Genomic DNA, 24,568 nt, shown 5'->3' with positions numbered 1-24,568 from the left:
GGTGACCCTCCACCGCCCCTTCCCCGGGTCCGCCGGGGGCGCCGCCGAGCTGGTGGCGCTGACGCCGCAGGACGCCGGCTGGGAGTGGACCGGGCTACGCGTCCTGCGGCTGGCCCCCGGCCAGGCGGTGCAGGTGGAGACCGGGCCGAGCGAGGTCTTCGTGCTGCCGCTGCGGGGCTCGGTGCGGGCGGAGGTGTCCCTCGCGGAGTCGCCCGCGACGTGCGAGGCGAAGTTCGACCTCGACGGCCGGGCGAGCGTGTTCAGCGCCGTCACGGACTTCGCCTACGTGGGCCGGGACAGCCTGCTGACCCTGCGGTCCGAGACGGTGGCCGAGGTGGCCCTCCCGGCCGCACGCTGCGAGCACCGCCTCGAGCCGCGCTACGGCGCCGCCGCCGAGGTGCCGGTCGAGGTCCGCGGGGCGGGGACGGCGACCCGCCAGGTGAACAACTTCGGGGTCCCCGGGGTGTGGGACCACGCCGAGAAGCTGGTCTGCTGCGAGCTGGTCACCCCGCCGGGCAACTGGTCGAGCCACCCGCCGCACAAGCACGACGCGTCGGCGCCGTGCGAGGTGGTCAACGAGGAGATCTACTACTACCGGATCGCCGGCCCGGACCAGGTGACTCCCTCCCGGACGGGCGTCGGCTACCACCGGACCTACACCGGCCCCGAGCACGAGGAGGCCGGCCTGGCGCCGCTCGACGAGACCGTCGAGGTGCGCGACCACGACGTCGTCCTCGTCCCGCACGGCTACCACGGTCCGTGCATGGCGGCCCCTGGATACCCGATGTACTACCTGAACGTGATGGCCGGCCCGGGGGCCGAGCGAGCTCTCGCGTTCTGCGACGACCCCGACCACGCGTGGATCCGGGACGGCTGGGCCGACCAGCAGCTCGATCCGCGCTGCCCGGTCACCTCGGCGTCCGGGCGCGCCGACGGCCTGGTCCCGTCGTACGACGATCCAGCCCACCCGGAGGAGGCACGATGACCGGCACGATCCGACTCACCACGGCGCAGGCCCTGGTCCGGTGGATGATCGCGCAGCGCTCGGAGCTGCTCGACGGGACCGAGGTGCCGCTGTTCCCGGGGATCTTCGCCATCTTCGGGCACGGCAACGTCCTCGGGCTGGGCACGGCGCTGCACGAGCACCGCGAGGAGCTGCCCACCTGGCGCGGGCAGACCGAGCAGGGGATGGGCCTGGCCGCGGTCGGGTTCGCCCGGGCGATGGACCGCCGGCAGGTGATGGCCGTGACCACCTCGATCGGGCCCGGTGCGCTCAACCTCGTGACGGCGGCGGGGGTGGCCCACGCCAACCGGCTTCCGGTGCTGCTGCTCCCCGGGGACACCTTCGTCGGGCGGGCGCCCGATCCGGTGCTCCAGCAGGTCGAGCACTACGGCGACCCGACGACCTCGGTCAACGACTCCTTCCGGGCTGTCTCGCGCTACTTCGACCGGATCACCCGGCCCGAGCAGCTGCTCGCCACGCTGCCGCAGGTGGCGCGGGTCCTCACCGACCCGGCCGACTGCGGGCCGGTCGTGCTGGCGATGCCGCAGGACGCCCAGGTCGAGGAGTTCGACTTCCCGCTCGCCATGTTCGAGCCCCGGGTGCACCGCGTCCCCCGGCAGCGCCCCGACCGGGACGACCTCGAGGAGGCTGCGGCGGCGCTGCGGCAGGCCGAGCGTCCGCTGCTGGTCCTGGGCGGCGGGGTGCGCTACTCCGGCGCGGCGATGCAGGCGATCGCGTTCGCCGATTCCCACGGGGTCCCGGTCGTCGAGACCGTGGCGGGCCGCACCCTGGTCCCGCACGACCACCGCCTCTACGGCGGGGCGCTCGGCATCGTCGGCGCCACCTCCGCCAACGAGCTCGCGGCGCAGGCCGACGTCGTCCTCGCCGTGGGCACGCGACTGCAGGACTTCACCACCTCCTCGTGGACCGGGTTCGCCGAGGGGGTGCGCCTGGTGACCGTCAACGCCGCGCGGTTCGACGCCGTGAAGCACTCCGCGCAGGCGGTCGTGGGCGATGCGCGGGTGACGCTCGCGGAGCTCTCGGAGTCGCTGGGCGAGTGGAGCGCGGACACCGCGTGGTCCACCCAGGCCGGTGCCCGGCTCACCGACTGGGACGCGCACGTCGACCGGCTCCGTGAGGGCGCCGCCCCGGACGGGTCCCTGACCTATGCGCAGGTCGTCGGCGTGGTCAACGACGCCAGCGGCCCGGAGGACTACGTGCTCACCGCCTCCGGCGGGATGCCCGGCGAGCTGCACGGCGGCTGGCGGACCGGGGTGGTCAAGCACGACCAGTCCCCGACCTCCGGCGCCACGATGGACCTCGAGTACGGCTTCTCCTGCATGGGCTACGAGGTCGTCGCTCCCTGGGGCGCGGCGATGGCGCGTGCGCAGACCCACCCCCACGGCCTGGTCACGGGCCTGTTCGGCGACGGGTCCTACCTGATGCTCAACTCCGAGCTCTACTCCGCCGCCTTCGCGGGCCACCCCTTCGTGGCGGTGCTGTGCGACAACTCCGGCTTCGCGGTGATCCACCGGCTGCAGACCAACCAGGGCGCCGAGGGGTTCAACAACCTGCTCTCGGACTCGCGTGGTCCCGGCGCGGACGGCAGCGTGCACGTCGACTTCGCCGCCCACGCCCGGTCGCTCGGGTGCCTCGTCGAGGACGTGCCGGCCGACGCCGGCGTGGAGGAGCTGCGTGCGGCGTACGACCGCGCGCGGAACGCTGCCCGGGAGAAGCGCCGTCCGGCCGTCGTCGTGTGCCGCACGCACCCCGCCGCCTGGACCGAGGCGGGCGCCTGGTGGGAGACCGGGGTGCCGGGCTCCCTGAGCGGTCGCGAGGCCTACGACGAGGCCAAGCAGGAGCAGGTCCGATGGCTGTGAGCAGGCCATCATGACCGGACGCCGCGACCTGCGCGTGGGCGTGATCGGCTTCGGCTGGATGGGACGGCTGCACGCGCGCGCGTGGAGCCGGCTCTCGGCGCACTACCCCGAGCTGCCGGTCCGTCCCAGGCTGGTCGCGGTGGCTGACCACCTCTCGGACGCGGAGCTGGAACGCTCCGTGCGCGGGCACGGCTTCGCCGAGCTGCACCGCGACTGGCGCAGCCTCATCGCGCGTGCCGACCTCGACGTGATCTCGGTCTGCGGCCCGAACCACCTGCACCGGGACATGGCGGTCGCGGTGGCGGAGTCGGGCCGGCACCTGTGGATCGAGAAGCCGGCCGGGCGGAACGCGGCGGAGACCGCCGAGATCGTCGCGGCCGTCGAGAAGGCGGGTGTGCGGTCGGCTGCCGGCTTCAACTACCGCAACGCCCCCGCGGTCGAGCACGCCCGGCAGTTGGTGCTCCAAGGAGCGCTGGGCAGCCTCCAGACCGTGGAGGTCAGGTTCCTCGCCGACTACGCCGCCCACCCCCAGGGCGCCCTGTCGTGGCGCTTCCTCCAGGACCAGGCCGGCAGCGGGGTCTCCGGGGACCTCGCCAGCCATGCGGTGGACCTCGCGAGCCACATCGCGGGCGAGGTGGTCGAGCTCGTCGCCGACGAGGGCCGGTTCGTCACGCAGCGGCCGCTGCCGGCCGGCGCCGGCTCCCACTTCGCGCGCGGGGTGAAGGGGACCCTGGGCGAGGTCGAGAACGAGGACTACGTGGGAGCGCTGCTGCGGTTCGCCTCCGGAGCCCGCGGCACCCTGGTGGCCGGCCGCACCGCCGTGGGTGAGCAGTGCGGCTACGAGATCTCGGTCCACGGGGACCTCGGTGCGTTCGCGTGGGACTTCCGCAGGATGGGGGAGCTGCGCCTGTGCCTGGGGTCTGACTACCAGGACGCGGCGTACTCGACGGTGCTGGTGAGCCCCCGTCACGGTGAGCTCGCCGCGTTCCAGCCGGGCGGCGGCATCGCCATGGGGTACGACGACCTCAAGGTGATCGAGGCGCTCCGGCTGGTCGAGTCGATCCAGTCGGGCGACCCGGTGGGGGCCACCGTGCAGGACGCGCTCCGGGCAGCCGAGCTCGTAGACGCGATGCAGACCTCGATCTCCGAGCAGAGGTGGGTACGGCCGTGAAGCCAGTTCGTCAGGTCCGCGTCGGGCTGGTCGGTGCCGGGCGCATCGGCTCCTCCCACGCGGAGATCATCGCCAGGCACGTCCCGGGAGCGACCCTCGTCGCCGTCGCCGATCCCCGCCCCGGTGTCGCCGAGGCGCTCGGGGCGCCGCTGGGCGCCCGGGCGATGACCTCCCCGGAGGAGCTGTTCGCGGCCGACGACGTCGAGGCAGTCGTGATCGCCGCCTCCAGCGTGGCCCACTGCGAGCTCGTGGTGGCCGCGGCCGGGTCCGGCAAGGCGGTGTTCTGCGAGAAGCCGATGTCGATGACCCTCTCGGAGGCCGACCGGGCGATCGCGGCGGCGGAGAAGGCCGGAGTGGCGCTCCAGGTCGGCTTCAACCGGCGCTTCGCGGCCGACTTCGCTGCCGCGTACGACCTCGTCATGGCGGGTGGCATCGGCGCCCCCCACCTGATGCGGTCGCTGACGCGTGACCCGGGGCTGGCCGACCCCGGCGGCGTACCGCCGTGGACGATCTTCACCCAGACCCTGATCCACGACTTCGACACGCTGTTGTGGCTCAACCCGGGCGCCGCGGCCGTCGAGGTCTACGCGACCGCGGACGCGCTGGTGGCTCCCGAGCACAAGCACTCCGGCCTGCTGGACACCGCGGTGGTCGTGATCACCTTCGACAACGGCACCCGGGCCGTTGCGGAAGCGAGCTTCTCGGCGGCGTACGGCTACGACGTCCGGGCGGAGGTGTTCGGGTCGGCAGGGATGGTGACCGCCGGTGGCGCGGCGCTGGCCCCGGTGACCCACTACGACGCCGGTGGTCGGCACGCACCGACCCCACGGGGCGACGTCGAGCTCTTCGGTGATGCCTACGTGGCCGAGTTCGTGGAGTTCGCCGACGCCGTGCGCGAGGGCAGGGCGCCGGCCGTGACCGGGGTGGATGCGCGGCGGGCGCTCGCCGTGGCGCTGGCGTGCGTGGACTCGGTCCGGGCCAACGCGCCGGTGCCGGTGGTCCAGTGAGCTTCGTGCTCGCGGTCAGCGCGGAGATGGTCCATCTCGACCTGCCGCTGGTCGAGCGCGTGTGCCGGCTGCGCGACCAGGGCTTCGCCGTCGAGATCTGGGACTGGACGGCCAAGGACCTCCCCGCACTGGCGGCCACGGGGGCGCGGTTCACCTCGATGACCGGGTACGTCGAGGGCGAGCTGGTCGATCCCGACGGGGCCGACACGCTCCTGCGCACCGCTGAGCGCTCGATCGAGGCCTCCCGCGCGCTGGGCTCGCCCAGCCTGAACCTGCACGGCACCGGTCTGGACGGCCGTGGCCTGCCGGTCCGGCCGGTCGAGGTCGTCACCGGCGAGATGTGGCTGCGTGCCCTGGAGACGCTGCACCGGGTCGCCGACCTGGGCCGGCGCCACGACGTGGTGTTCACCCTGGAGAACCTGAACCGCGAAGTGGACCACCCGGGCACCCCGTTCGCGCGGGCCGCCGACACGCTCGCCCTCGTCCGCGCCGTGGACAGCCCGCACCTGCGGATGAACCTCGACCTCTACCACGCCCAGATCGGCGAGGGGAACCTGATCGAGCTGGTCCGCCGGGCCCTGCCCTGGGTGGGGGAGATCCAGGTCGCCGACGTACCCGGGCGCTGCGAGCCGGGCACCGGGGAGATCAACTACGCGGCGGTCGCCCGTGCGCTGGCCGCCGAGGGGTACGACGGGGTCGTGGGCCTCGAGGCCTTCGCGAGCGGTGACAGCGACGCCGCGGTCGAGGCCTTCCGGAAGGCGTTCACGCTCTGAGAGCAGGGGCCGGACGCGGGGTGGTCACGGGTCTTCGTGGGCCCGCCACGAACAGCGACGCCGGCCGAGCCCTCGGGGGGCTCGGCCGGCGTCGATCGGCGGAGGATAGGGGATTCGAACCCCTGAGGGCGTTAACCCAACCCGCTTTCCAAGCGAGCGCCATAGGCCACTAGGCGAATCCTCCGTCGCGAAGGCTACCTGCCCCGATTGGCCGTAGCGAAATCGACCTCCTAGACTTCCTGCCAACCCCCCATGCGGCGGTACCTCGCTGAATCCCCCAGGGCCGGAAGGCAGCAAGGGCAGGCGAGCTCTACCGGGTGCATGGGGGGCCTTTGTCTGTGTCGGTGACCCAGACCGCTCTGGCTAGCGGTCACCCTGATGGCTGGTTCGCAGCAAGAGGTCGCCTGCGGCGGCCGTGAGCTCCTCGCGGGCGTCGGGATGGGCGGCGTAGGTGATCAGGTTCGCTGCCTGGCGCTCCTGGTCGTGCCCGAGGATCTCCGCGGTGCCCTGCTCGGTGATCACCGCGGTCATCTGGAAGGAGGTCACCGGAGCGGAGACCATCGGCACGATCGTGGAGCGGCCCGCGCGGGGGTGCCACGAGCGCAGCCCGATCAGCGCCTGGCCGCCGGGGCTGTGGATCGCGCCCACGACGAAGTCCGCCTGACCGCCGAGCCCGGAGTAGATCCGCCCGCGGACGCGCGAGGCGTTCGCCTGGGCGTACAGGTCCACCTCCAGGGAGGAGTTGATGCTGAACATCGCCGGGTTCGCCGAGATCCGGGAGGGGTCGTTGGTGACCTCGGTACGGGTCATGTGCACGCGCTCGTTGCGATCCAGCCAGGCGTAGAGCTCCTCGGAGCCGAACACGAACGAGGTGGCGATCGGGACGTCCCGGTCGAGCGCCCCGGCCCGTTCCAGGGTGAGCACGCTGTCGCTGAACATCTCCGTCCACACCCGCAGGGAGCGACGGTCGGTCAGCCCGAGCAGCGCGGCGTCGGGCACGGCGCCGATGCCGGCCTGCAGGGTCGCGCCGTCCGGGACCCGTGCCCCCACGGCGGTACCGATCGCGACGGAGGCCTCGTCGACCGCGAGCTGGTGGTGCACGTCGAGGGGCTGGTCGACCTCCATGACCAGGTCGACGTCCTCGAGCGCGATCACCGCGTCGCCGAAGGTGAACGGCATCCGCGGGTTGGCCTGTGCGATCACGGCGCCGCCGGTCCGGCGTACGGCCTCGATCGCGGCGGGGAGCACGTTGACCTCCGTGCCGAGCGAGATCATGCCGTCGCGTGGCAGCGAGGTGTGCAGCACGACGAGGTCGGGCGCCATGTTGCGGTTGAACAGCGCCGGCACCATCGAGAGCCGCGACGGCACGTAGCGCAGCCGGGGGCTGCGCCGCATCCCGGCGCCGACGAACGAGGTCTCCAGGACGACTCCCTCGCGGTCGGGCAGGCCGGGCTGTCCGTTCAGGGCCCACAGCCGGTACGTCGGGAGCAGCCGGTCGACCTCGGCGACGAGGTGCCACGGTGTCGCGAAGTTGCCGGAGACCACGACGCGCGGCTCCGGGGGTAGTCGGTCCAGGATCTGTCGCAGTTGGTGGTCGCTCACGGTCGCGAGCCTAGACGGCCGCCCGGTGCCGGCCTCAGGCCACGAAGATGCAGAAGGGGTGCCCGGCGGGGTCCGCAGGGGCGAACAGGGGCTCCTCCGCATCATCCGTGCGGTCCAGGAGGAGCAGCCGTGGTCGCCACCTGTGCCAGGTGTCGTCCCGGCCGTCTAGGGTTCAGGTGTGGAACCAACCCTCGCGCTCTACCGCCGCTACCGGCCGGAGACGTTCGCCGAGGTGATCGGTCAGGACCATGTCACCGAGCCGCTCCGAGCGGCACTGGCGAACAACCGGGTCAACCACGCTTACCTCTTCTCGGGACCGCGTGGGTGCGGCAAGACCACCAGCGCCCGGATCCTGGCGCGAGCGCTGAATTGTGAGAAGGCTCCGATCTCGGACCCGTGCGGGGAGTGCCAGTCCTGCCGCGACCTCGCCCGCGGGGGCCCCGGCTCCATCGACGTCATCGAGATCGACGCGGCCAGCCACGGTGGCGTCGACGACGCCCGTGACCTGCGGGAGCGGGCGTTCTTCGCGCCGGTCAGCAGCCGGTTCAAGGTCTACATCATCGACGAGGCCCACATGGTCTCCTCCCAGGGCTTCAACGCACTGCTGAAGCTGGTCGAGGAGCCTCCGGAGCACCTGAAGTTCATCTTCGCCACGACTGAGCCGGAGAAGGTCATCGCGACCATCCGCTCGCGCACGCACCACTACCCGTTCCGGCTGATCCCGCCGCGCACGCTCTCGGACTACCTCGCCGACCTGTGCCAGAAGGAGGGCGTCCGGATCGACCCGGCCGCCCTGCCGCTGGTCGTCCGGGCCGGTGCGGGCTCGGCTCGCGACTCGCTCTCGGTGCTCGACCAACTGCTGGGCGGGGCCGGCCCCGACGGGGTCACCTACGAGGTGGCCACCAGCCTGCTCGGCTACACCCCGGACAACCTGCTCGACGAGGTGGTGGACGCGTTCGCCGCGGTCGACGGCGCGGGTGTCTTCGGGGTGGTCGACAAGGTGATCGAGACCGGGCAGGACCCCCGCCGCTTCACCGAGGACGTGCTCCGCCGCCTGCGCGACCTCGTCATCGTCGCCGCCGTCCCCGACGCGGCCACCACCGGCCTCATCGACGTGCCGGCCGACCAGGCCGAACGGCTGGTCTCCCAGGCCGCCCGGTTCGGCAGGGCCGAGCTCGTCCGCGCGGCCGACATCGTGGCCAGCGGCCTCACCGAGATGCGCGGGGCCACCACGCCGCGGCTGCTCCTGGAGCTCATCTGCGCCAAGCTGCTGCTCCCGGCGGCCGACCACGACTCGCTGGGCCTCGGAGCCCGGCTGGACCGGCTCGAGCGCCGGGCCGCCGTCACCGGTCCTGTTTCCGGTTCTGTTCCCGGTTCTGTTTCTGGGGCACCCGCCGAGGACGTCCGCGGACGTGGCGCCGAGCCGCAGCGGCCGTCCACCCCGGCGCCGGCGGAGCCTGCGCCTACCCCGCCCTCCCCACCCACCCGGCCTGCTCCGCCGCAGCCGGCGGCAGCGCCCCCTGCACCCGCTTCGCCTCCTCAGGCGCCCGCCGCACCGGCTGCGTCCGCGTCGGCGCCTGCACCGCAAGCCGAGCCTGCTGTCGCCGCGGCGTCCGATGGCGGTGGCGCCGGTTCGGGGACCCTGTCCCTGGCCGACGTACGCCGGATCTGGCCCGACCTGCTCGAGGCGGTCAAGAAGATGCGGCGGTTCACCTGGATCCTGCTCAGCCAGAACGCCCAGGTGATCGGGGTGGACGCGACCAGCCTGACCATCGGCTTCAAGACCGCGGGTGCACGCGACTCCTTCGTCGGCGGGGGGAGCCAGGAGATCCTGCGCCAGGCGGCGATCGACATGATCGGGGTCGACTGGAAGGTCGAGGTGGCCGTCGACCCCTCGGCCCAGCCGGGCCAGGAGACAGCCCCTCGGGTCATCCGCCCCGCCGCGGCGAGCGCCCCCGAGCCGGGCGCCGACAGCTCGCCCGGAGGCCCGCCGGCCTGGGCCGGCGACGAGGCCCGCGGTGAAGGCCAGCCCGCGGCCGAGCGGGTCCGCCCGGCCGGTGTCGCCGCGGCGCGCAACAACATCGCCCCCACCCGCCGGGGCGACGAGCCGGTCCCCGCCCACGCCCAGGGCCCCGACCTCGACGCCGACGCCAGCCGCGACGACCCCTCCGACGAGGACAACGGGATCGACACCACGCAGCTCCTCGAGCGCGAGCTCGGAGCCACCGTGATCGAGGAGATCCCCCATGACTGACCGCGGCGCGACCGCGACCCAGAGTTGTGACACCAGAGCGAACACCGGGAGCAGATGAGATGACGGACAACCCCTTCGGCAACCTCGCAGGCGAGGGCGGCTTCGACCTGCAGGCCATGCTCGAGCAGGCCCAGCAGATGCAGGCCCAGCTCGTCGCAGCCCAGGAGGAGCTGGCCGCCACCACCCTGGAGGGTTCGGCCGGAGGCGTCGCGGTCTCCGTCACCGGCACCGGCGAGCTCGCCGGCGTCACGATTACCCCGGGCTCCTTCGACGGCACCGACCCGGAGTCGCTGGCCGACCTCGGCGACCTCGTGGTCGCCGCCTACCGCGACGCGAAGACGCAGGTCGACGCGCTCGCCGCAAGCACCCTGGGGCCGCTGGCCGGTGGCGCCCTCGGTGGCCCGGGGGACCAGCCGGGCGGACTGCCGGGAGGCCTGGGCAGCCCCGGTGTATGAGGGCGTCCTCCAGGACCTGATCGACGAGCTCGCGCGGCTCCCGGGCGTGGGCCCCAAGGGCGCCCAGCGGATTGCGTTCCACCTGCTCGCGGCCGACCCGGTCGACGTACGCCGTCTGGCCGACACCCTCATGGAGATGAAGGCCAAGGCCAAGTTCTGCAAGGTTTGCGGCAACGTCTCCGAGGAGGAGCTGTGCCGGATCTGTCGCGACCCGCGCCGTGACCCCGCGCTGATCTGCGTGGTGGAGGAGCCCAAGGACGTCGTGGCGATCGAGCGCACGCGCGAGTTCCGCGGGCGCTACCACGTGCTCGGCGGTGCGATCTCGCCCCTGGAGGGCATCGGCCCCGAGCAGCTGCGGATCCGCGAGCTGATGGCCCGGCTGGCCGACGGAGTGGTCACCGAGGTGATCCTGGCGACCGATCCCAACATCGAGGGGGACGCGACCGCGGCCTACCTGAGCAGGTTCCTCAAGGACATGGACTTGCGCGTGACGCGTCTGGCGAGTGGACTGCCTGTGGGGGGAGACCTCGAGTACGCCGACGAGGTCACTCTCGGCCGGGCATTCGCAGGAAGGCGAAACGCAGGTGACTGAGATCGTGGTGGATGCCGAGCTCGAGGAGTTCGCGCAGCAGATCGCCGACGCGGTGGAGTCCTTCCTGGTCTCCCTGCAGGCGATGTCGCGCGAGGAGAACGGCGGGACGGTGCTGCCGCTGCTCCTCGTCGAGGTCAGCCAGATCCTCCTGGCCGGCGCGCGTCTCGGCGCGCAGCGCGACTTCGCGCCGCGGCTGGAGTACCAGCCCGACGTCGGTCCCGACCCCGACCTGGACGCGATGCGGCTACGGCTGGCGCGGCTGCTCGATGCCGTCGACACCTACACCTACAACTTCGACCCCTACGTCCCCGAGATCGTCCAGGGCCAGCTCTCCGACGACCTCACCAGCATCGCCACCGACCTCGCCAACGGGCTGCGGCACTTCCGCTCCGGTGACGTCTCGGAGGCGCTGTGGTGGTGGCAGTTCTCCTACCTGGCCAGCTGGGGGGACAACGCGAGCGCGGCGCTGCGGGCGCTGCAGTCGGTGATCGCCCACGACCGGCTCGACGCGGACCTCGCGGACGAGAGCGACCAGATCGCCGCGGCGGCGGCCGCGTTGGACCGTGGCGTCGGCACCGCCTGACCCCACGTAGAATCGTCGGCGGCCAGCAGTCGGCTCTCCGGAGCCGGGCCTCATATCCGACCACCAGGAGGAGAGCAGCGCCGTGGGCATCGTGGTGCAGAAGTACGGCGGGTCCTCGCTGGCAGACGCCTCGGCCATCAAGCGGGTGGCCCGGCGGATCGTGCAGGCGAAGAAGGACGGCCACGACGTCGTGGTGGCGGTCTCCGCGATGGGTGACAGCACCGACGAGCTGCTCGAGCTCGCCGAGGGGGTCAGCCCACTGCCCCCGGCCCGTGAGCTCGACATGCTGCTCACCGCCGGTGAGCGCATCTCGATGGCGCTGGTCGCGATGGCGATCTCCGACCTCGGCCTGACCGCACGCTCGTTCACCGGCTCGCAGGCCGGGGTGATCACCGACTCCGTGCACGGCAAGGCCAAGATCATCGACGTCACCCCGGGGCGGATCTCCGCCGCGCTCGAGGACGGGCACATCGTGATCGTCGCCGGGTTCCAGGGCGTCAGCCAGGACACCAAGGAGATCACCACCCTGGGTCGTGGCGGCACCGACACCACGGCGGTTGCGCTCGCGGCCGCCCTGAGTGCCGACGTGTGCGAGATCTACACCGACGTCGACGGCGTCTTCACCGCGGACCCGCGGATCGTGCCGACGGCACGCAAGCTCGACCAGGTCACCTACGAGGAGATGCTGGAGCTCGCGGCCGGCGGTGCCAAGATCCTGCACCTGCGCTGCGTGGAGTACGCCCGCCGCTACGACATCCCGATCCACGTCCGCTCATCGTTCAGCCATCTCGAGGGCACCCTCGTGAAGGGCAGCATCAACGACGAGGCCCACCAGGAGGCCACCATGGAAGCAGCGATCATCGCCGGCGTCGCACACGACCGCAGCGAGGCCAAGATCACCGTCGTCGGCGTACCCGACAAGGTCGGGGAGGCCGCCCGGATCTTCGACGCGCTCGCCCGGGCGCAGATCAACCTCGACATGATCGTGCAGAACGTCTCGGCCGCCGCGACGAACCTGACCGACATCTCCTTCACCCTGCCGCGCACCGACGGGCAGACCGCGATGGCGGCGCTCGCCGCGCTCCAGGACGAGATCGGGTTCGCCTCGCTGCTCTACGACGACAAGATCGGCAAGGTCTCCCTGATCGGGGCCGGCATGCGCTCCCACCCGGGGGTGACCGCGAAGTTCTTCAACGCGCTCGCGGAGGCCGGGGTCAACATCGGGATGATCTCCACCTCGGAGATCCGCATCTCGGTCGTCGTCGACGAGGCCCAGGTCGACGCTGCCGTCGTCGCGACCCACACCGCCTTCGACCTCGACTCCGAGGACGTCGAGGCGGTCGTCTACGGCGGGACCGGACGATGAGCGGCGTACGCCTCGGCATCGTCGGCGCCACCGGGCAGGTCGGCGTCGCCATGCGCCAGATCCTGCTCGAGCGCGCCCCGTTCAATTCGATCGGCCCGGCCGATGAGATCCGGTTCTTCGCCTCCGCCCGCTCCGCCGGCACGGTGCTGCCGTACGGCGACCGCGAGGTCACCGTCGAGGACGCGGCCACCGCCGACCCGAGCGGGCTCGACATCGTGCTGTTCTCCGCCGGGGCGACCACCTCGCGGGCCCAGGCGGCGCGGTTCGCCGAGGCCGGCGCCGTGGTGGTGGACAACTCCTCCGCCTTCCGGATGGACGACGACGTGCCGCTGGTGGTGAGCGAGGTCAACCCCGAGGCGATCGAGCTCGCCCTGTCGGGGCGGCGGATCATCGCCAATCCGAACTGCACCACGATGGCCGCGATGCCCGTGCTCAAGCCGCTGCACGACGAGGCAGGCCTGGTCCGGCTCATTGCGTCGACCTACCAGGCTGTCTCCGGGTCCGGCGTGGCCGGCGTGGACGAGCTCGCCGGTCAGGTCGAGGCCGCCGGCGACAAGGCCCGCGAGCTCTCCTACGACGGCGAGGCGATCGAGTTCCCCGCCCCGGTGAAGTACGAGCGCACCATCGCCTACAACGTGGTCCCGGTCGCCGGGAGCATCGTCGACGACGGGCTCGGCGAGACCGACGAGGAGAAGAAGCTCCGCAACGAGTCCCGCAAGATCCTCGGCCTGCCCGAACTGCTGGTCTCCGGCATCTGCGTGCGGGTCCCGGTCTTCACTGGTCACTCCCTGGCGATCAACGCCGAGTTCGGCTCCACGATGACCGTGGCCCGCGCTCGCGAGATCCTCCGGGACGCGCCCGGCGTGGAGCTCAGCGACATCCCGACACCGCTCCAGGCGGCCGGCAAGGACCCGTCGTACGTCGGCCGGCTGCGGCAGGACCCGGGCGTGCCGGACGAGCGTGGCCTCGCGCTGTTCATCAGCAACGACAACCTGCGCAAGGGCGCTGCCCTGAACACCGTGCAGATCGCCGAGCTGCTGGCCGCCCGCTAGCACCCACACACGCACGAACAACGGCGCGGGCACACCTCTCGGTGTGCCCGCGCCGTCGTTGTTCTCCGCGCTGGAGCCCCTGGGTCAGGAGTTCGGGACGCTCACCACGGCCGTGACCGGGTAGTGGTCCGAACCCGTGCTGCTGGGGTGCATCATGTCGACCCGGAAGCTCTTCGCCCCGCCCATGCCCTTGGTGAGCAGGTAGTCGATCTGCGTCCCCCAGGTCGGGTGCCAGCCGGTCACCGGCCCGGGACCGCTGAGCCGGGTGTTGTAGCGCCGGCCGGCGTTCTTGGTGTCCACGAACCCGTTGGCCGTCATCATGGCCTGCGGCTGGTTGCCCCACACGTGCTCCTGGGCGGAGTTCAGGTCGCCCGCGAAGACCGTGGGAGTCCCCGCACAGGCCTGCCCGACCCGGGTCCCGACCCGGCGCAGGTTGCTCTTCGGGTTGTTCAGCTGGGACAGGATCTGCCCGGTCTCCGTGTTGCGGTGCGCAGCGGACGCCTTGTCGTAGTTGCCCTGGTTGGAGAGCAGGTGGGCGTTGATCACGCAGATCTGGGTCGAGGCGTTGTCCCGGGCGCGCAGCTTGGTCCACGACACCCAACGGTCCACGTTGGTGCCCGAGTTCTTTCCGCCGATGGGGACGTGGGTCATCAGTGCGCCGTTGGCCACCTGCTGCCAGACGCCGGTCTTGTAGTAGGTGCGCACGGCCTGGGTGGAGTGGGAGCGGGACAGGCCGCTCGCCAGGTCCCAGTCCCGGCCGTCGGCCAGGGCCCAGCCACTGGGCCGGAGCCGGTTGGCCAGGTCGGTGTACTGACCCACGCCGCTGCCCACGCCGGTGTGGGAGTTGGAGTTCTCCTGGGTCGCGACGATCGAGGCGCCGGTGCCGTTGATCTGCTTGACGATCTTCGGCGCCCGGCTGGGCCACGAGGGCACGCCGGTCGAGCTGGCCGCGAGCACGTTGAAGCTGGTCACGGCGACGTCGCGCCCCTTGGCGGGCGGCAGGGGGAGCGGCATCTGCGAGCTCATGGTCGGCAGCCAGTCCACCGCCGCGGCCCTGGCCGGCGAGATCCAGGCGTCGTAGGGGTAGGTGGTGCCGGTCCAGTTCAGCAGGGTGGCGTTGTGGGAGAAGATCTTGAAGTGCACCGCGTTGCCGGAGTTCGAGGAGACCCGGCGGGCGTAGGAGCTCAGGTCGGCCGCGGACAGGGTCATCGAGGTGCCCCGGGTGAACCGACGCTTGCACGGTGAGTAGCAGGTGGCCGGGGACTTGGGGATCCGGTTGATCAGGGGGGACCACGTCACCGTGTAGCCGGTGGTGTTCAGGCGCTGGGGCCAGCTCACCGTGATCTGGTTGACCCCGCGGACGGTGCGCACCGTGCGGCGGGCGAAGTTCTGGGGCCGGGCAAGCGCCTTGCTCTTGCGGGCCTTGTTCTTGCGGGCCTTGTTCTTGCGCGCCTTGCGCTTGTTCTTCTTGGCCTTCTTCTTCTTGCGCGCCGAGACCATCGTGGCCGCGGTCAGGGCCGTCGCGCCCTGTACGGCGGGCGCCTGGGCGGGTGCGGTCCGGGCGGCGGACGTCGCGGAGGCGGGGCTGCCGGGCAGCATCCCGATCGCGAGCAGGACGGTCAGGGCAGCACCCAGGGCACTGCGTCGCACGTTGGGCATCGTCGTCTCCAGGTCGTACGTCGGGGGAATCAATACCAAGATATCCGACGAAGACCTGAAAAAGGGTGGTATTAGGCTTTTGTCCGAATTAAGGAATGGGGGCGGGCGATCCTCTGCGCTGACGTGGTTCCTGGGCTCTCATCGAGGATCGAGCCGGCCGACGTCGGATGACGGCATCGCGATGTGCCAAGCCTATCGAGGGGCTCCTCGCGCCTAGCGCGGAGGGGTCCCGGTCTCGGTGCTCTCGACCAGGGTGCTGGTGACCCACAGCGACAGCAGGTAGGTGAGCGCTGTCAGGACCGGGATCACCAGCAGCATCCACGGAGACTCCAGCGACCCGAGCAGGAAGAGCAGCACGAACACGGCGGCGACTCCGACGGCGAGGAAGCTGGTGCTGGTCGGGTCCGGGATCCGCCAGGCCTCGAGGAGCACGGCGCCCAGGACGATGGAGACGGCCGTGATCGCCAGCAGTGCCACCAGGCCGATCCCCCCACAGGAGCCGACCCCACGCACGGCCTCGCAGCCCCGGCTCGCCAGCGCGGTGAGGAGGACCGCTGCGAGTCCCACCAGCGCGCCGGTGACCAGCACCGCGATCCGGGCGTCGATCCTGGGGAGCCGCACCGAACGAGACTTGCTCGCGGCTGCCGGCGCGGTCGTGTCGGCCGGCCCAGCAGGGGTGGCCGGCGCGATCGGGGGGATCGGGACGGTCTCGGCCCTCGCTGCCTGCGCAGGGGCGGCCGCAGCCTCGTTCTCGGGTGGCGAGGACACGAGCAGGCTCGGCAGCACGGTGGTCTCCTCCGTGTCCGTGTCCGCGTCTGGCGCCGGGAACGGGTCGTAGGAGGACGCGGTGACCGGGGTGTGCGGCGCAGGCCCCGGCTCGGGCATGGGTTCGGGCGCCTGCTCCGGCGGCTCGATCGGCTCGGGTGGCTGGACCGCCTCAGGCGGCTCGCTGGGCTCCGGCTGCGCGGCGGGTGGCTCGACGAGCTCGACCGGCTCGACCGGCTCGATGGGCTCCGGCGGCGCGGCGGGTGGCTCGATGAGCTCGACCGGCTCGGCCGGCTCGATGGGCTCGGGCGGCGCGGCGGGTGGCTCGACGAGCTCGACCGGCTCGGCCGGCTCGCTGGGCTCAGCCAGCGCGGCGGGTGGCTCGACGAGCTCGACCGGCTCGACGAGCTCGACCGGCTCGACCGGCTCGACCGGCTCGGCCGTCTCGATGGGCTCAGCCAGCGCGACGGGCTCGCTGGGCTCGGGCGGCTCGATGGGCTCGACCGGCTGGGGCGGCGACTGGTCCTCGGTCAGGCGTGGCGGGGGTGGGACCGGTGGCAGCCGCCTGGCAGCCCCGGGTGCCGGCGCGAGACCGGTCCCGGTGCCGGGCGCGCGGGTGGCCGACGGCTCCTCGGGTCCCGGCGGTGGGGCCACCGGGTCGGCCACCAACGGGTCGGTGACCTCGGTGGGCTCCTCGGCGGGGGCTTCGCTGCCGCGGGGCCCCGGGCCGGATGCCGGTGCGGGCTGCTGCTCGAGGTCGCGCGAGCGCTTCCTCTTCTTGCTCCGCCCGAACCCGAGCAGGGGCGGCAACTCCAGGTTCGGCTCCAGCCCACCCTTGTCCGGTTCGTCAGCCATGCTGCGAATGGTGCCATGACAGGGCTCCGGATCGACTCGATCCGGCCCAGGAACGCTCGAAAACGAGACCAGCCGGGGAGAGCGGGCCCGCGAGAGCCGGCCGGAGAACCGGCGAGGGCCCGGACCCACAGGTGGGTCCGGGCCCTCGTGATGTCTTGCGACATCACACGGTCGGGGTGACAGGATTTGAACCTGCGGCCTCGTCGTCCCGAACGACGCGCGCTACCAAGCTGCGCCACACCCCGAAGGCGTGGGAAGTCTACCGGAGCATGACGGCGGCGCCGAACCGGGTCATGGCGTCCGCGGCAGGAGGGTCAGCAAGGTGGCCTCCGGGCGGCAGCAGAAGCGCACCGGAGCGTACGGCGAGGTCCCGGCACCGGCGGAGACGTGCAGCCACGAGCTCCCCGGATCGCCGGGCCGGGAGTCCGCCGGATGCCGGTGCAGACCCTTCGCCCGGGCCGGCTCGAGATCGCAGTTGGTGACGATCGCGCCCTTGACCGGAAGGCAGACCTGGCCGCCGTGGGTGTGCCCGGCGAGGGTGAGGTCGTAGCCGTCGCGGGCGTACTGGTCGAGCACCCGCAGGTAGGGAGCGTGCGCCACCCCGATGCGCAGGTCCGCATCGGCGGGGGCGGGCCCTGCGACCGAGCCGAGGTCGTCGTACTCCAGATGCGGGTCGTCGACCCCGGCGAAGGCGAGCGAGCTGCCGCCAACCTCCAGTCGCGCCGAGGTGTTGGTGAGGTCGGTCCACCCCCGGGACTCGAACTCGTCCCGCAGGTCACCCCACGGCAGCTTGGAGGTAGCGGTGTTCCGGCGCCCGTCGTCGGGGAAGAGGTACCACAGCGGGTTGCGCATCGAGGGGGCGAAGTAGTCGTTGGACCCGAACACGAAGACGCCCGGCAGGTCCAGCAGCCGGCCCAGGCTCGCCACCACCGGCTCCACGGCGTCGAGGTGGGCGAGGTTGTCGCCGGTGTTGACGACCAGGTCGGGCTCCAGGTCGGCCAGGGAGCTGAGCCAGCGCTGCTTGCGTCCTTGGGACGGCGTCAGGTGCAGGTCACTGAGGTGCAGGACCTTCAGCGGCCGGCGCCCCGGGGGCAGGGCGGCGACCTCCACCCGGCGTACGGCGAAGTTGCGGACCTCGATCCCGGCGGAGTAGGCGAGCGTGCCCGCGCCGGCGAGGGTCACGAGCCCGGCGCCGTACCCGATCGAGCGCAGCGTGCGTGACACGGCGGGCCCGGAAACCGAGGGGAGAGGCATGGGGCAAGGCTGCCACAATGGCCGACATGAGTGCTCTCAAGGACCAGCTGCGTAGCGACCTCACGACCTCGATCAAGGCGCGTGACGCCCTGCGGTCCTCCACGCTGCGGATGGTGCTCTCCGCGATCACCAACGCCGAGGTGGCAGGCAAGGAGGCGCGCGAGCTCAGCGACGAGGACGTGCTCTCGGTGCTCACCAGCGAGTCGAAGAAGCGACGCGAGGCAGCCGAGGCGTTCGACGCCGCCGGCCGCACCGAGCAGGCCGCCAAGGAGCGGGCCGAGGCCGAGGTGATCGCGGGCTACCTGCCCGAGCAGCTCAGCGGCGAGGAGATCGAGGCCCTGGTCGCCGCCACCATCGACGAGCTCGGGGTGCGCGCGGACGGGATGAAGGCGATGGGCCGCGTGATGGGTGCACTGCAGCCGAAGACCAAGGGTCGCGCCGACGGCGGGGCCGTGGCCGCGGCCGTGCGCTCCCAGCTCTCCTCCTGAGCCCGGCGCCCAGCATGGGCGCGCTCGGGCGCTGAAAGCCCTCCGGACGCGACGTCTCGGCGGGCTGTCGGCTTTCAGACGCGACGTCTCGGCGGGCTGTGGGATTTCAGATGTGACGTCTCGGCGGGTTCTGGAGAGGGAGCGCCGGGTCAGCCGCGGGTGGGGACGAGGGTGACCGTCTGGCCGCGGGAGGCGCTCTCGCCGGCGGCGGGGCGCATCTCCCGGACGGTGCCCGGGGCGTCACCGGCGTCGTCGCCCTCGATGTTGACGTAGAACCCCTGCTCGGCGAGGACCTGGGCCGCGCGGCGGGTGGGCATCCCGACCGCGTCGGGGATCTCCAGCTTGACCGGGGCGCTGGAGCCGGTCCCGGGTCGCACGAAGCTCTCGTTGGGGAGCTTGCCCTGGATCGCCCGCATCGCCGAGGCCCACATCGGGCCGGCGACGGTGGACCCGAAGGCCTGCCCGATGGTGCGGCCGCCCACGCTCTGGCCGTTCAGGGAGATCGGCTCCCCCTTGGAGTTGGCGCCCGCGATCATCGCTGCGGTCGACATGTTGGGGGTGTAGCCGTTGAACCAGACCGCCATGTTGCTGTTGATCGTGCCGGTCTTGCCGGCGGCGGGCTGGCTCAGGGCCAGCGCCTGGCCGAACCCGCCGGGGGCGAGCACGCCGGCGAGGATGGCGTTGACCGTGTCGGCGGTGGTCTGCTTGATCACCTGCGTGCACTTCTTCGGGTAGTCCTTGAAGACCTTGCCGTCGCTGTTGAGGATCTGGCTGACGGGACGGTTCTCGCAGTGCTCGCCGCGCGCGGCGAAGGTCGCGTAGGCGCCGGCCATCTCCAGCGGGCTCACCCCGGCCACGCCGAGCACGAAGGAGGGGACCCGCTCGGTCTGCGGTGAGGTGAGGTCGACCCCCATGGCCTTCGCGAGCGCGTAGGGCTCGCACAGCCCGGTCCGGCGCTCCAGCTGGGCGAAGTAGGTGTTCACCGACTTGCGGGTGCCGCTGACCATGTCGAAGGTGCCGCTGCCGGTCGAGTTGCCGAGGTTCCAGGCCGAGTAGACCGGGTAGGCGCCGTTGCAGGTCCTGAAGTCGTTCTGCGGGATGCTGATCCGCTCGGGGGAGGGGAACCTGGTCGAGATCGGCAGGCCCTGCTCGAGGGCGGCAGCGAGCACGAAGACCTTGAAGGTCGATCCGGCCTGGAAGCCGCCGGAGTCGCCGTACTTGCTGTCCACGATGTAGTTGAGGAACGTCTGGCCCTCCTTGGCCGCACGTCCCATCGGCCGCGACTGCGAGATCGCCTGCACCGCCCCGGTGCCCGGCTGCACCATCGCGAGGGCGCCGATCGCCTGGTCCTGGGGGTTGACCGCGGCGCTGGTCGCGGCGTCGGCCGCGCGCTGGCTCTCCAGGTCGAGTGTCGTCTTGATGGTCAGCCCGCCGCTGGTCAGCAGCTGTGCCCGGTCGGCGACCGTCTTGCCCAGGGCGGGGTCCAGGAGGAGGTAGCGGCGTACGTAGTCGCAGAAGAACGCGGCCTCGGTGCCCAGGCAGCCGTTGCGGCTCCGGCTGACCTTCAGTCCCAGGGGCTGCTTGGTCAGCTTCATCACGGCCGTCTGGTCGACGATGTCGAGCTCGGCCATCCGGTTCAGCACGATGTTGCGACGCGCCAACGCACGGTCCTTGAACCGGGTGGGGTCGAAGCCGACCGGGTTCTTCACCAGGCCGGCGAGGGTGGCGGCCTGCACCAGGTTGAGCTGGGAGGCGTTGACCGAGAAGTAGTGCCGGGCCGCTGCCTGGATGCCGTAGGCGCCGTCGCCGAAGTAGGCGAGGTTGAGGTAGCGCTCCAGGATCCAGTCCTTGGAGTAGTTCTCCTCGAAGGCGATCGCGTGCCGGAGCTCCTGGATCTTGCGCTGGTAGGTGTTCTCGGTGGCCGCCTTGCGCTCCTCGGGGGTGCTGGCCTGGGAGAGCAGGGTGAGCTTGGCCATCTGCTGGGTGATCGAGGAGCCACCCTGGGTGCCACTCGAGGAGGTCTGGTTGCTCACGAAGGCGCGCAGGGTGCCCTTGAGGTCCAGGGCGCCGTGCTCGTAGAAGCGGTAGTCCTCGATCGCGATGATCGCCTTCTTCATCACCGGCGCCACCTTGTCCAGGGAGACGTTGACGCGGTTCTCGTCGTAGAAGATCGCCACCTGCTTGCCGGTGCGGTCGAGCACGCGCGTGCGCTGGGCCAGCGGTGCCGCCTTCAGCTCGGCCGGCAGGTTCTCGATCGAGCGCTTGGTCGCCCCGGCCCCGTAGCCCACCGCAGCCAGCATCGGGACCGCGAGCCCGGCGGTCAGGACACCGAGGACCACGGAGACCGCGACCACCACCCCCAGGTGCGAGATCACGGTGCCGAAGGTGAGCGGGGGGCGGCGTCGTGGCATATCACAATCCTAGTGGCGGGCCCTGACTTTCGACCGGATGGCTCGGAAGATCTAGTCATTTCGGACTATACGAGAATGACGCCCATGTGTCTGTATCGAGACGCTCGTGTTCTTTAGTCTCTAGATGGGTTGATAACGGACGTATTGGGACGAGCCGGAAATGCCCAGGACCTGAACTGTGGAGGTAACATGTCCTGGAACGAAATGTGGGCCAATGTAGCCCTTTGCCAGCAGTCGTCGCCGGACGAGCTCTTCGTCCGCGGAGCCGAGCAGCACAAGGCCAAGGCCGTGTGCGGGGCGTGCCCCGTGCGCGCCGAATGCCTGGCCGAGGCGCTGGACAACCAGATCGAGTGGGGCGTCTGGGGTGGACTCACCGAGCGTGAGCGCCGGGCGCTGCTGCGCAAGCGGCCGAACGTCACCTCGTGGCGCCAGCTGCTGGAGACCGCCAAGTCCGAGCACGAGACCGCGGGCGCCGTCGAGACTGCCTGACCGGACCCCTGTGCGGGTCGCTGGTCGGGTTGCTGCTCGGGGCCTCGGGCAGGTCGTCGGGGCGGGCGTCGCCGAGGGTCACGCACTCTCGGACTCCCCGGCCCGGCCCTGCTGGTCAGCCAGCAGGTCGCCGATGCGCCGCAGACCGTCGAGGTCGTGCACGTCGGTCGACAGGGCCGGCAGCACGGCCGTGGGTACGTCGGGGTGGCTGGTCCGGAACCGGTCGGTCAGACGCTTCTCGCGGGCGACCACGACCAGCCGGTCGGCGTGCAGGCGCAGCAGCCCCGCGGCGAGGCCCTGGCCCTCGCCTTGTGAGCGCAGCTTCTCCACTCCGGTGCTGGCGGCGTGTGCGGAGAGGTCTCCCGGCGGCTCGGTGCTGGCCCGGTTGATCACCAGCCCGGCCAGCGGCATCTGCTCCTGGCGGAGGCGCTCGACGAAGTACGCCGCCTCGCGCAACGCGTCGGGCTCCGGCGCGGCGATCACGAGGAACGCCGTACGCGGGTCCTGGAGGAGCTCGAAGGTCCGCTGCGCCCGTTGGCGGAAGCCGCCGAAGAGGGTGTCGAAGGCGGCGACGAACGCCTTCATGTCCATCAGCACCTGAGCGCCGATGAGCTTGGTGATCGCGTTGGTCACCAGCCCGAAGCCTGCTGTCATCAGCCGGGCCGGGCCACGGGCGGGCGCGAGGAGCAGCTTCATGAACCGCCCGTCCAGGAAGCTGGAGAGCCGGTCGGGCGCGTCCAGGAAGTCCAGGGCGCTGCGCGAGGGGGGTGTGTCCACGATGATCAGGTCCCAGCGACCCGTGCGGCGCGCGTCCTGGTCGAGCTGGCCGAGCTTCTCCATCGCCATGTACTCCTGCGTGCCCGCGAACGAGCTGGAGACCGCGACGTAGAACGGGTTGCTCAGGATCTGCGCCGCCTTCTCGGGGCTGGCCTGGCTCTGCACGACCTCGTCGAAGGTCCGCTTCATGTCCAGCATCATCGCGTCCAGCGAGCCACCGTCGGTGGTTGAGCCTGTCGAAACCCCCGGCACCGGCCGGGGTGTGTTGTCCAGCGCCTCGATGCCCATCGACTGCGCGAGCCGCCGGGCCGGGTCGATGGTCAGCACCACGACCTTGCGGCCGCGCTCGGCCGCGCGCAGCGCCAGGGAGGCCGACGTGGTCGTCTTGCCCACCCCTCCTGAGCCGCAGCACACGATGATCCCGCGAGCGGGGTCGTCGAGCAGGGCGTCGACGTCGAGGGTGGTCTCGGGGTCGTGCCCCGCGACGAGCGGTCCGATCCGGGCGCTGGAGCGGCTGCTGCGGTGAGTGGCGGCACGGCTGGCCATCACGCCATCCCCTCCTCGGTGAGAACCTCGGCGAGCTCGTAGAGCCCGCCCATGTCGATACCGCCGGGCAGCAGCGGCAGCTCGTAGGAGGGGACGTCGAGCGCCTCGATCAGCTCGCGCTGGCCGTCCTCGAGGCGGCGGCGCTCGGCGTGGTGGCGCCCCTCGGTGAGCAGCGCGTCCACCAGCTCGTCCTCGGCCGGGATCCCGGCCTTGTCCAGGCTGGTCACGAGCTGGCCGCGGTCCACGGTGCCTTCGAGCAGCTGCTCACGCGCGGTCGCGTCGAGGTCCTGGGGCCGGACCATGTTGACGATCACGCCGCCGACGGGCAGGTCCGCGGCGCGCAGCTCGGCAATGCCGTCCCCGGTCTCCTGGACCGGCATCTCCTCGAGCACGGTGACCAGGTGGATCGCCGTACGCGGAGAGCGGAGCAGGGTGGTGACCGTGTCGGCCTGGGACTTGATCGGGCCCACCTTGGCCAGCCCGGCCAGCTCGTTGTTCACGTTGAGGAACTGGGCGATCCGGCCGGTGGGCGGTGCGTCCAGCACGATCGCGTCGTAGTGCCGCGAGCCCTTGTTGCGGCGGTTGCGGTTGGCGGCCTCGTAGACCTTGCCGGTGAGCAGCACGTCGCGCACACCGGGGGCGATCGTGGTCGCGAACTCGATCACCCCGAACCGGTCGAGTGCCTTGCCGGCCCGGCCGAGCCGGTAGTACATGTCGAGGTACTCCAGCAGGGCGGACTCGGCGTCGATGGAGAGGGCGTAGACGTCGCCGGCCCCGGTGGTGCCCCGGGCGAGCAGCCGCTCCTCGTAGGGCAGCGGGGGTACGTCGAAGAGCTGCGCGATCCCTTGGCGACCCTCGACCTCGCAGAGCAGCACGCTCTTGCCGCGGGCGGCGAGGGCGAGCGCCAGGGCCGCGGCGACCGTGGTCTTCCCGGTGCCGCCCTTGCCGGTGACGACGTGCAGCTGCACGCCGGGCCAGTCGGAAGCGGAGTCGGGACCGGAGCCGGAACGCTGCTCCTCGGGTCGTCGCCCCGGCCGCTTGGGGTCGGACGGCGGCGTCGGCTGGACGGGCATGGGTCGAGGGTAGCCGCGCGTGCCGCGCTGCCGAGTGACGTGGGCCACGTCAGGACGGCCGAGACGTGGCAGGATCGGGGACCTGAGCTGGGAGGTCACAGTGGACAAAGTTGTGGGTAGTGCGGCTGAGGCGGTCGCGGACATTGGTGATGGTGCGTCGTTGTCGGTGGGTGGGTTCGGCCTGTGCGGGATCCCGTCGGTGCTGATCGGGGCGTTGCTGGAGGCCGGGACGACCGATCTGGAGGCGTTCTCGAACAACGCGGGGGTCGATGACTGGGGGCTGGGCCTGCTGCTGGGGCAGAGGCGGATCCGGCGGATGGTGGCCTCCTACGTGGGGGAGAACAAGGAGTTCGCGCGCCAGTACCTCTCCGGTGAGCTCGAGGTGGAGCTGACCCCGCAGGGCACGTTGGCCGAGCGGATGCGTGCGGGTGGTTCTGGGATCGCGGCGTTCTTCACCGCGACCGGTGGTGGCACCCAGGTCGCGGAGGGTGGTCTGCCGTGGCGCTATGACGC

Annotated in this window: 21 protein-coding genes, 2 tRNA genes and 1 other RNA gene; 15 read left to right on the top strand and 9 right to left on the bottom strand. The window is 71.7% G+C overall.

Annotated features, from left to right (window positions below):
- Position 1 precedes the first annotated feature (1 nt).
- The 5 genes from iolB to AC4BGB_RS10800 are packed head-to-tail and all read left to right on the top strand — an operon-like array spanning position 2 to position 5,834.
- The gene (iolB, locus tag AC4BGB_RS10820; protein WP_490546833.1) at positions 2-985 is read left to right on the top strand and encodes a 5-deoxy-glucuronate isomerase; all 984 of its coding nucleotides are present in this window, start codon (positions 2-4) and stop codon (positions 983-985) included.
- Positions 982-2,883, top strand: a complete 1,902-nt coding sequence (gene iolD, locus AC4BGB_RS10815; RefSeq protein ID WP_490546832.1) for a 3D-(3,5/4)-trihydroxycyclohexane-1,2-dione acylhydrolase (decyclizing) — start codon at positions 982-984, stop codon at positions 2,881-2,883. Before iolB ends, iolD begins: the two co-directional genes overlap by 4 nt.
- Positions 2,884-2,893: 10 nt before the next feature.
- Complete coding sequence (locus AC4BGB_RS10810; protein WP_490546831.1) at positions 2,894-4,054, top strand: Gfo/Idh/MocA family protein; 1,161 nt, start codon at positions 2,894-2,896, stop codon at positions 4,052-4,054.
- Entirely contained in the window at positions 4,051-5,061 is a 1,011-nt protein-coding gene (locus tag AC4BGB_RS10805) for a Gfo/Idh/MocA family oxidoreductase (protein ID WP_490546830.1), read from the top strand. The genes AC4BGB_RS10810 and AC4BGB_RS10805 overlap by 4 nt, the downstream gene beginning before the upstream one ends.
- Positions 5,058-5,834: a TIM barrel protein gene (locus tag AC4BGB_RS10800; protein ID WP_490546829.1), complete on the top strand. Its 777-nt coding sequence runs from the start codon at positions 5,058-5,060 to the stop codon at positions 5,832-5,834. The genes AC4BGB_RS10805 and AC4BGB_RS10800 overlap by 4 nt, the downstream gene beginning before the upstream one ends.
- Positions 5,835-5,933: 99 nt before the next feature.
- On the opposite strand, the gene AC4BGB_RS10795 is transcribed toward AC4BGB_RS10800, so the two are convergent.
- Positions 5,934-6,018: transfer RNA gene (locus AC4BGB_RS10795), tRNA-Ser, on the bottom strand.
- A gap of 60 nt (positions 6,019-6,078) precedes the next feature.
- Here AC4BGB_RS10795 and ffs point away from each other — a divergent pair.
- Positions 6,079-6,168, top strand: an RNA gene (gene ffs / locus AC4BGB_RS10790) — signal recognition particle sRNA small type.
- Between the two features lie 29 nt (positions 6,169-6,197).
- Here ffs and AC4BGB_RS10785 read toward each other — a convergent pair.
- Positions 6,198-7,436, bottom strand: a complete 1,239-nt coding sequence (locus AC4BGB_RS10785; RefSeq protein ID WP_490546828.1) for an acetyl-CoA hydrolase/transferase family protein — start codon at positions 7,434-7,436, stop codon at positions 6,198-6,200.
- Positions 7,437-7,614: 178 nt separating this feature from the next.
- On the opposite strand from AC4BGB_RS10785, the gene AC4BGB_RS10780 reads away from it, so the two are divergent.
- The 6 genes from AC4BGB_RS10780 to AC4BGB_RS10755 all read left to right on the top strand — a co-directional run bounded on the left by AC4BGB_RS10780 (position 7,615) and on the right by AC4BGB_RS10755 (position 13,738).
- A complete protein-coding gene (locus tag AC4BGB_RS10780; protein ID WP_490546827.1) occupies positions 7,615-9,690 on the top strand; it encodes a DNA polymerase III subunit gamma and tau in 2,076 nt (691 codons plus the stop codon).
- A gap of 59 nt (positions 9,691-9,749) precedes the next feature.
- On the top strand, positions 9,750-10,145 hold the full coding sequence (locus AC4BGB_RS10775; RefSeq protein WP_490546826.1) for a YbaB/EbfC family nucleoid-associated protein: 396 nt from the start codon (positions 9,750-9,752) through the stop codon (positions 10,143-10,145).
- Entirely contained in the window at positions 10,138-10,737 is a 600-nt protein-coding gene (recR, locus tag AC4BGB_RS10770; RefSeq protein WP_490546825.1) for a recombination mediator RecR, read from the top strand. The genes AC4BGB_RS10775 and recR overlap by 8 nt, the downstream gene beginning before the upstream one ends.
- Positions 10,730-11,320 (top strand): DUF5063 domain-containing protein, encoded by a 591-nt coding sequence (locus tag AC4BGB_RS10765; protein ID WP_490546824.1) that lies wholly within the window; start codon positions 10,730-10,732, stop codon positions 11,318-11,320. The genes recR and AC4BGB_RS10765 overlap by 8 nt, the downstream gene beginning before the upstream one ends.
- Positions 11,321-11,402: 82 nt before the next feature.
- Positions 11,403-12,686: an aspartate kinase gene (locus AC4BGB_RS10760; protein ID WP_490546823.1), complete on the top strand. Its 1,284-nt coding sequence runs from the start codon at positions 11,403-11,405 to the stop codon at positions 12,684-12,686.
- Entirely contained in the window at positions 12,683-13,738 is a 1,056-nt protein-coding gene (locus tag AC4BGB_RS10755) for an aspartate-semialdehyde dehydrogenase (RefSeq protein ID WP_490546822.1), read from the top strand. The genes AC4BGB_RS10760 and AC4BGB_RS10755 overlap by 4 nt, the downstream gene beginning before the upstream one ends.
- An 84-nt stretch (positions 13,739-13,822) precedes the next feature.
- Here the strand turns inward: AC4BGB_RS10755 and AC4BGB_RS10750 are convergent, their stop codons facing one another.
- The 4 genes from AC4BGB_RS10750 to AC4BGB_RS10735 all read right to left on the bottom strand — a co-directional run bounded on the left by AC4BGB_RS10750 (position 13,823) and on the right by AC4BGB_RS10735 (position 18,271).
- Positions 13,823-15,397 (bottom strand): endonuclease/exonuclease/phosphatase family protein, encoded by a 1,575-nt coding sequence (locus AC4BGB_RS10750; protein WP_490546821.1) that lies wholly within the window; start codon positions 15,395-15,397, stop codon positions 13,823-13,825.
- Positions 15,398-15,610: 213 nt separating this feature from the next.
- Complete coding sequence (locus AC4BGB_RS10745; RefSeq protein ID WP_490546820.1) at positions 15,611-17,017, bottom strand: hypothetical protein; 1,407 nt, start codon at positions 17,015-17,017, stop codon at positions 15,611-15,613.
- Positions 17,018-17,188: 171 nt separating this feature from the next.
- A tRNA-Pro gene (locus AC4BGB_RS10740) sits at positions 17,189-17,262 on the bottom strand.
- A gap of 46 nt (positions 17,263-17,308) precedes the next feature.
- Entirely contained in the window at positions 17,309-18,271 is a 963-nt protein-coding gene (locus AC4BGB_RS10735; protein WP_490546819.1) for a metallophosphoesterase, read from the bottom strand.
- Between the two features lie 26 nt (positions 18,272-18,297).
- Here AC4BGB_RS10735 and AC4BGB_RS10730 point away from each other — a divergent pair, with 26 nt between their 5' ends.
- Positions 18,298-18,759 carry a GatB/YqeY domain-containing protein gene (locus tag AC4BGB_RS10730; protein ID WP_490546818.1) on the top strand — a complete coding sequence of 154 codons (462 nt, stop codon included), beginning with the start codon at positions 18,298-18,300 and terminating at the stop codon, positions 18,757-18,759.
- Between the two features lie 149 nt (positions 18,760-18,908).
- Here the strand turns inward: AC4BGB_RS10730 and AC4BGB_RS10725 are convergent, their stop codons facing one another.
- The gene (locus AC4BGB_RS10725; protein WP_490546817.1) at positions 18,909-21,170 is read right to left on the bottom strand and encodes a penicillin-binding protein; all 2,262 of its coding nucleotides are present in this window, start codon (positions 21,168-21,170) and stop codon (positions 18,909-18,911) included.
- A 189-nt stretch (positions 21,171-21,359) separates the two neighbouring features.
- Here AC4BGB_RS10725 and AC4BGB_RS10720 point away from each other — a divergent pair, with 189 nt between their 5' ends.
- On the top strand, positions 21,360-21,659 hold the full coding sequence (locus AC4BGB_RS10720; RefSeq protein ID WP_490546816.1) for a WhiB family transcriptional regulator: 300 nt from the start codon (positions 21,360-21,362) through the stop codon (positions 21,657-21,659).
- A gap of 78 nt (positions 21,660-21,737) precedes the next feature.
- Here AC4BGB_RS10720 and bagB read toward each other — a convergent pair whose 3' ends face one another.
- Together bagB and bagA are read right to left on the bottom strand one after the other, a co-directional pair.
- Positions 21,738-22,982 (bottom strand): ATPase BagB, encoded by a 1,245-nt coding sequence (gene bagB / locus AC4BGB_RS10715; RefSeq protein WP_490546815.1) that lies wholly within the window; start codon positions 22,980-22,982, stop codon positions 21,738-21,740.
- Entirely contained in the window at positions 22,982-24,055 is a 1,074-nt protein-coding gene (gene bagA / locus AC4BGB_RS10710; protein ID WP_490546814.1) for an ATPase BagA, read from the bottom strand. The genes bagB and bagA overlap by 1 nt, the downstream gene beginning before the upstream one ends.
- A 100-nt stretch (positions 24,056-24,155) precedes the next feature.
- On the opposite strand from bagA, the gene AC4BGB_RS10705 reads away from it, so the two are divergent.
- Positions 24,156-24,568, top strand: a 413-nt coding sequence (locus AC4BGB_RS10705; RefSeq protein ID WP_490546813.1) for a CoA transferase subunit A, incomplete at its 3' end; no start/stop codon positions are given.

The organism is Nocardioides sp. Z30_9 (genome assembly GCF_058215735.1).
Note: the sequence above shows the minus strand (reverse complement) of the source record. Positions and strands in the feature narration are given on the sequence as shown.

Bases quoted from the DNA above. Each gene is read 5' to 3' on its own strand.
- iolD (WP_490546832.1), top strand. From the start codon at position 982: ATGACCGGCACGATCCGACTCACCACGGCGCAGGCCCTGGTCCGGTGG.
- AC4BGB_RS10810 (WP_490546831.1), top strand. From the start codon at position 2,894: ATGACCGGACGCCGCGACCTGCGCGTGGGCGTGATCGGCTTCGGCTGG.
- AC4BGB_RS10775 (WP_490546826.1), top strand. From the start codon at position 9,750: ATGACGGACAACCCCTTCGGCAACCTCGCAGGCGAGGGCGGCTTCGAC.
- AC4BGB_RS10755 (WP_490546822.1), top strand. From the start codon at position 12,683: ATGAGCGGCGTACGCCTCGGCATCGTCGGCGCCACCGGGCAGGTCGGC.
- AC4BGB_RS10750 (WP_490546821.1), bottom strand. From the start codon at position 15,397: ATGCCCAACGTGCGACGCAGTGCCCTGGGTGCTGCCCTGACCGTCCTG.
- AC4BGB_RS10745 (WP_490546820.1), bottom strand. From the start codon at position 17,017: ATGGCTGACGAACCGGACAAGGGTGGGCTGGAGCCGAACCTGGAGTTG.
- AC4BGB_RS10735 (WP_490546819.1), bottom strand. From the start codon at position 18,271: ATGCCTCTCCCCTCGGTTTCCGGGCCCGCCGTGTCACGCACGCTGCGC.
- AC4BGB_RS10730 (WP_490546818.1), top strand. From the start codon at position 18,298: ATGAGTGCTCTCAAGGACCAGCTGCGTAGCGACCTCACGACCTCGATC.
- AC4BGB_RS10725 (WP_490546817.1), bottom strand. From the start codon at position 21,170: ATGCCACGACGCCGCCCCCCGCTCACCTTCGGCACCGTGATCTCGCAC.
- AC4BGB_RS10720 (WP_490546816.1), top strand. From the start codon at position 21,360: ATGTCCTGGAACGAAATGTGGGCCAATGTAGCCCTTTGCCAGCAGTCG.
- bagB (WP_490546815.1), bottom strand. From the start codon at position 22,982: ATGGCCAGCCGTGCCGCCACTCACCGCAGCAGCCGCTCCAGCGCCCGG.
- bagA (WP_490546814.1), bottom strand. From the start codon at position 24,055: ATGCCCGTCCAGCCGACGCCGCCGTCCGACCCCAAGCGGCCGGGGCGA.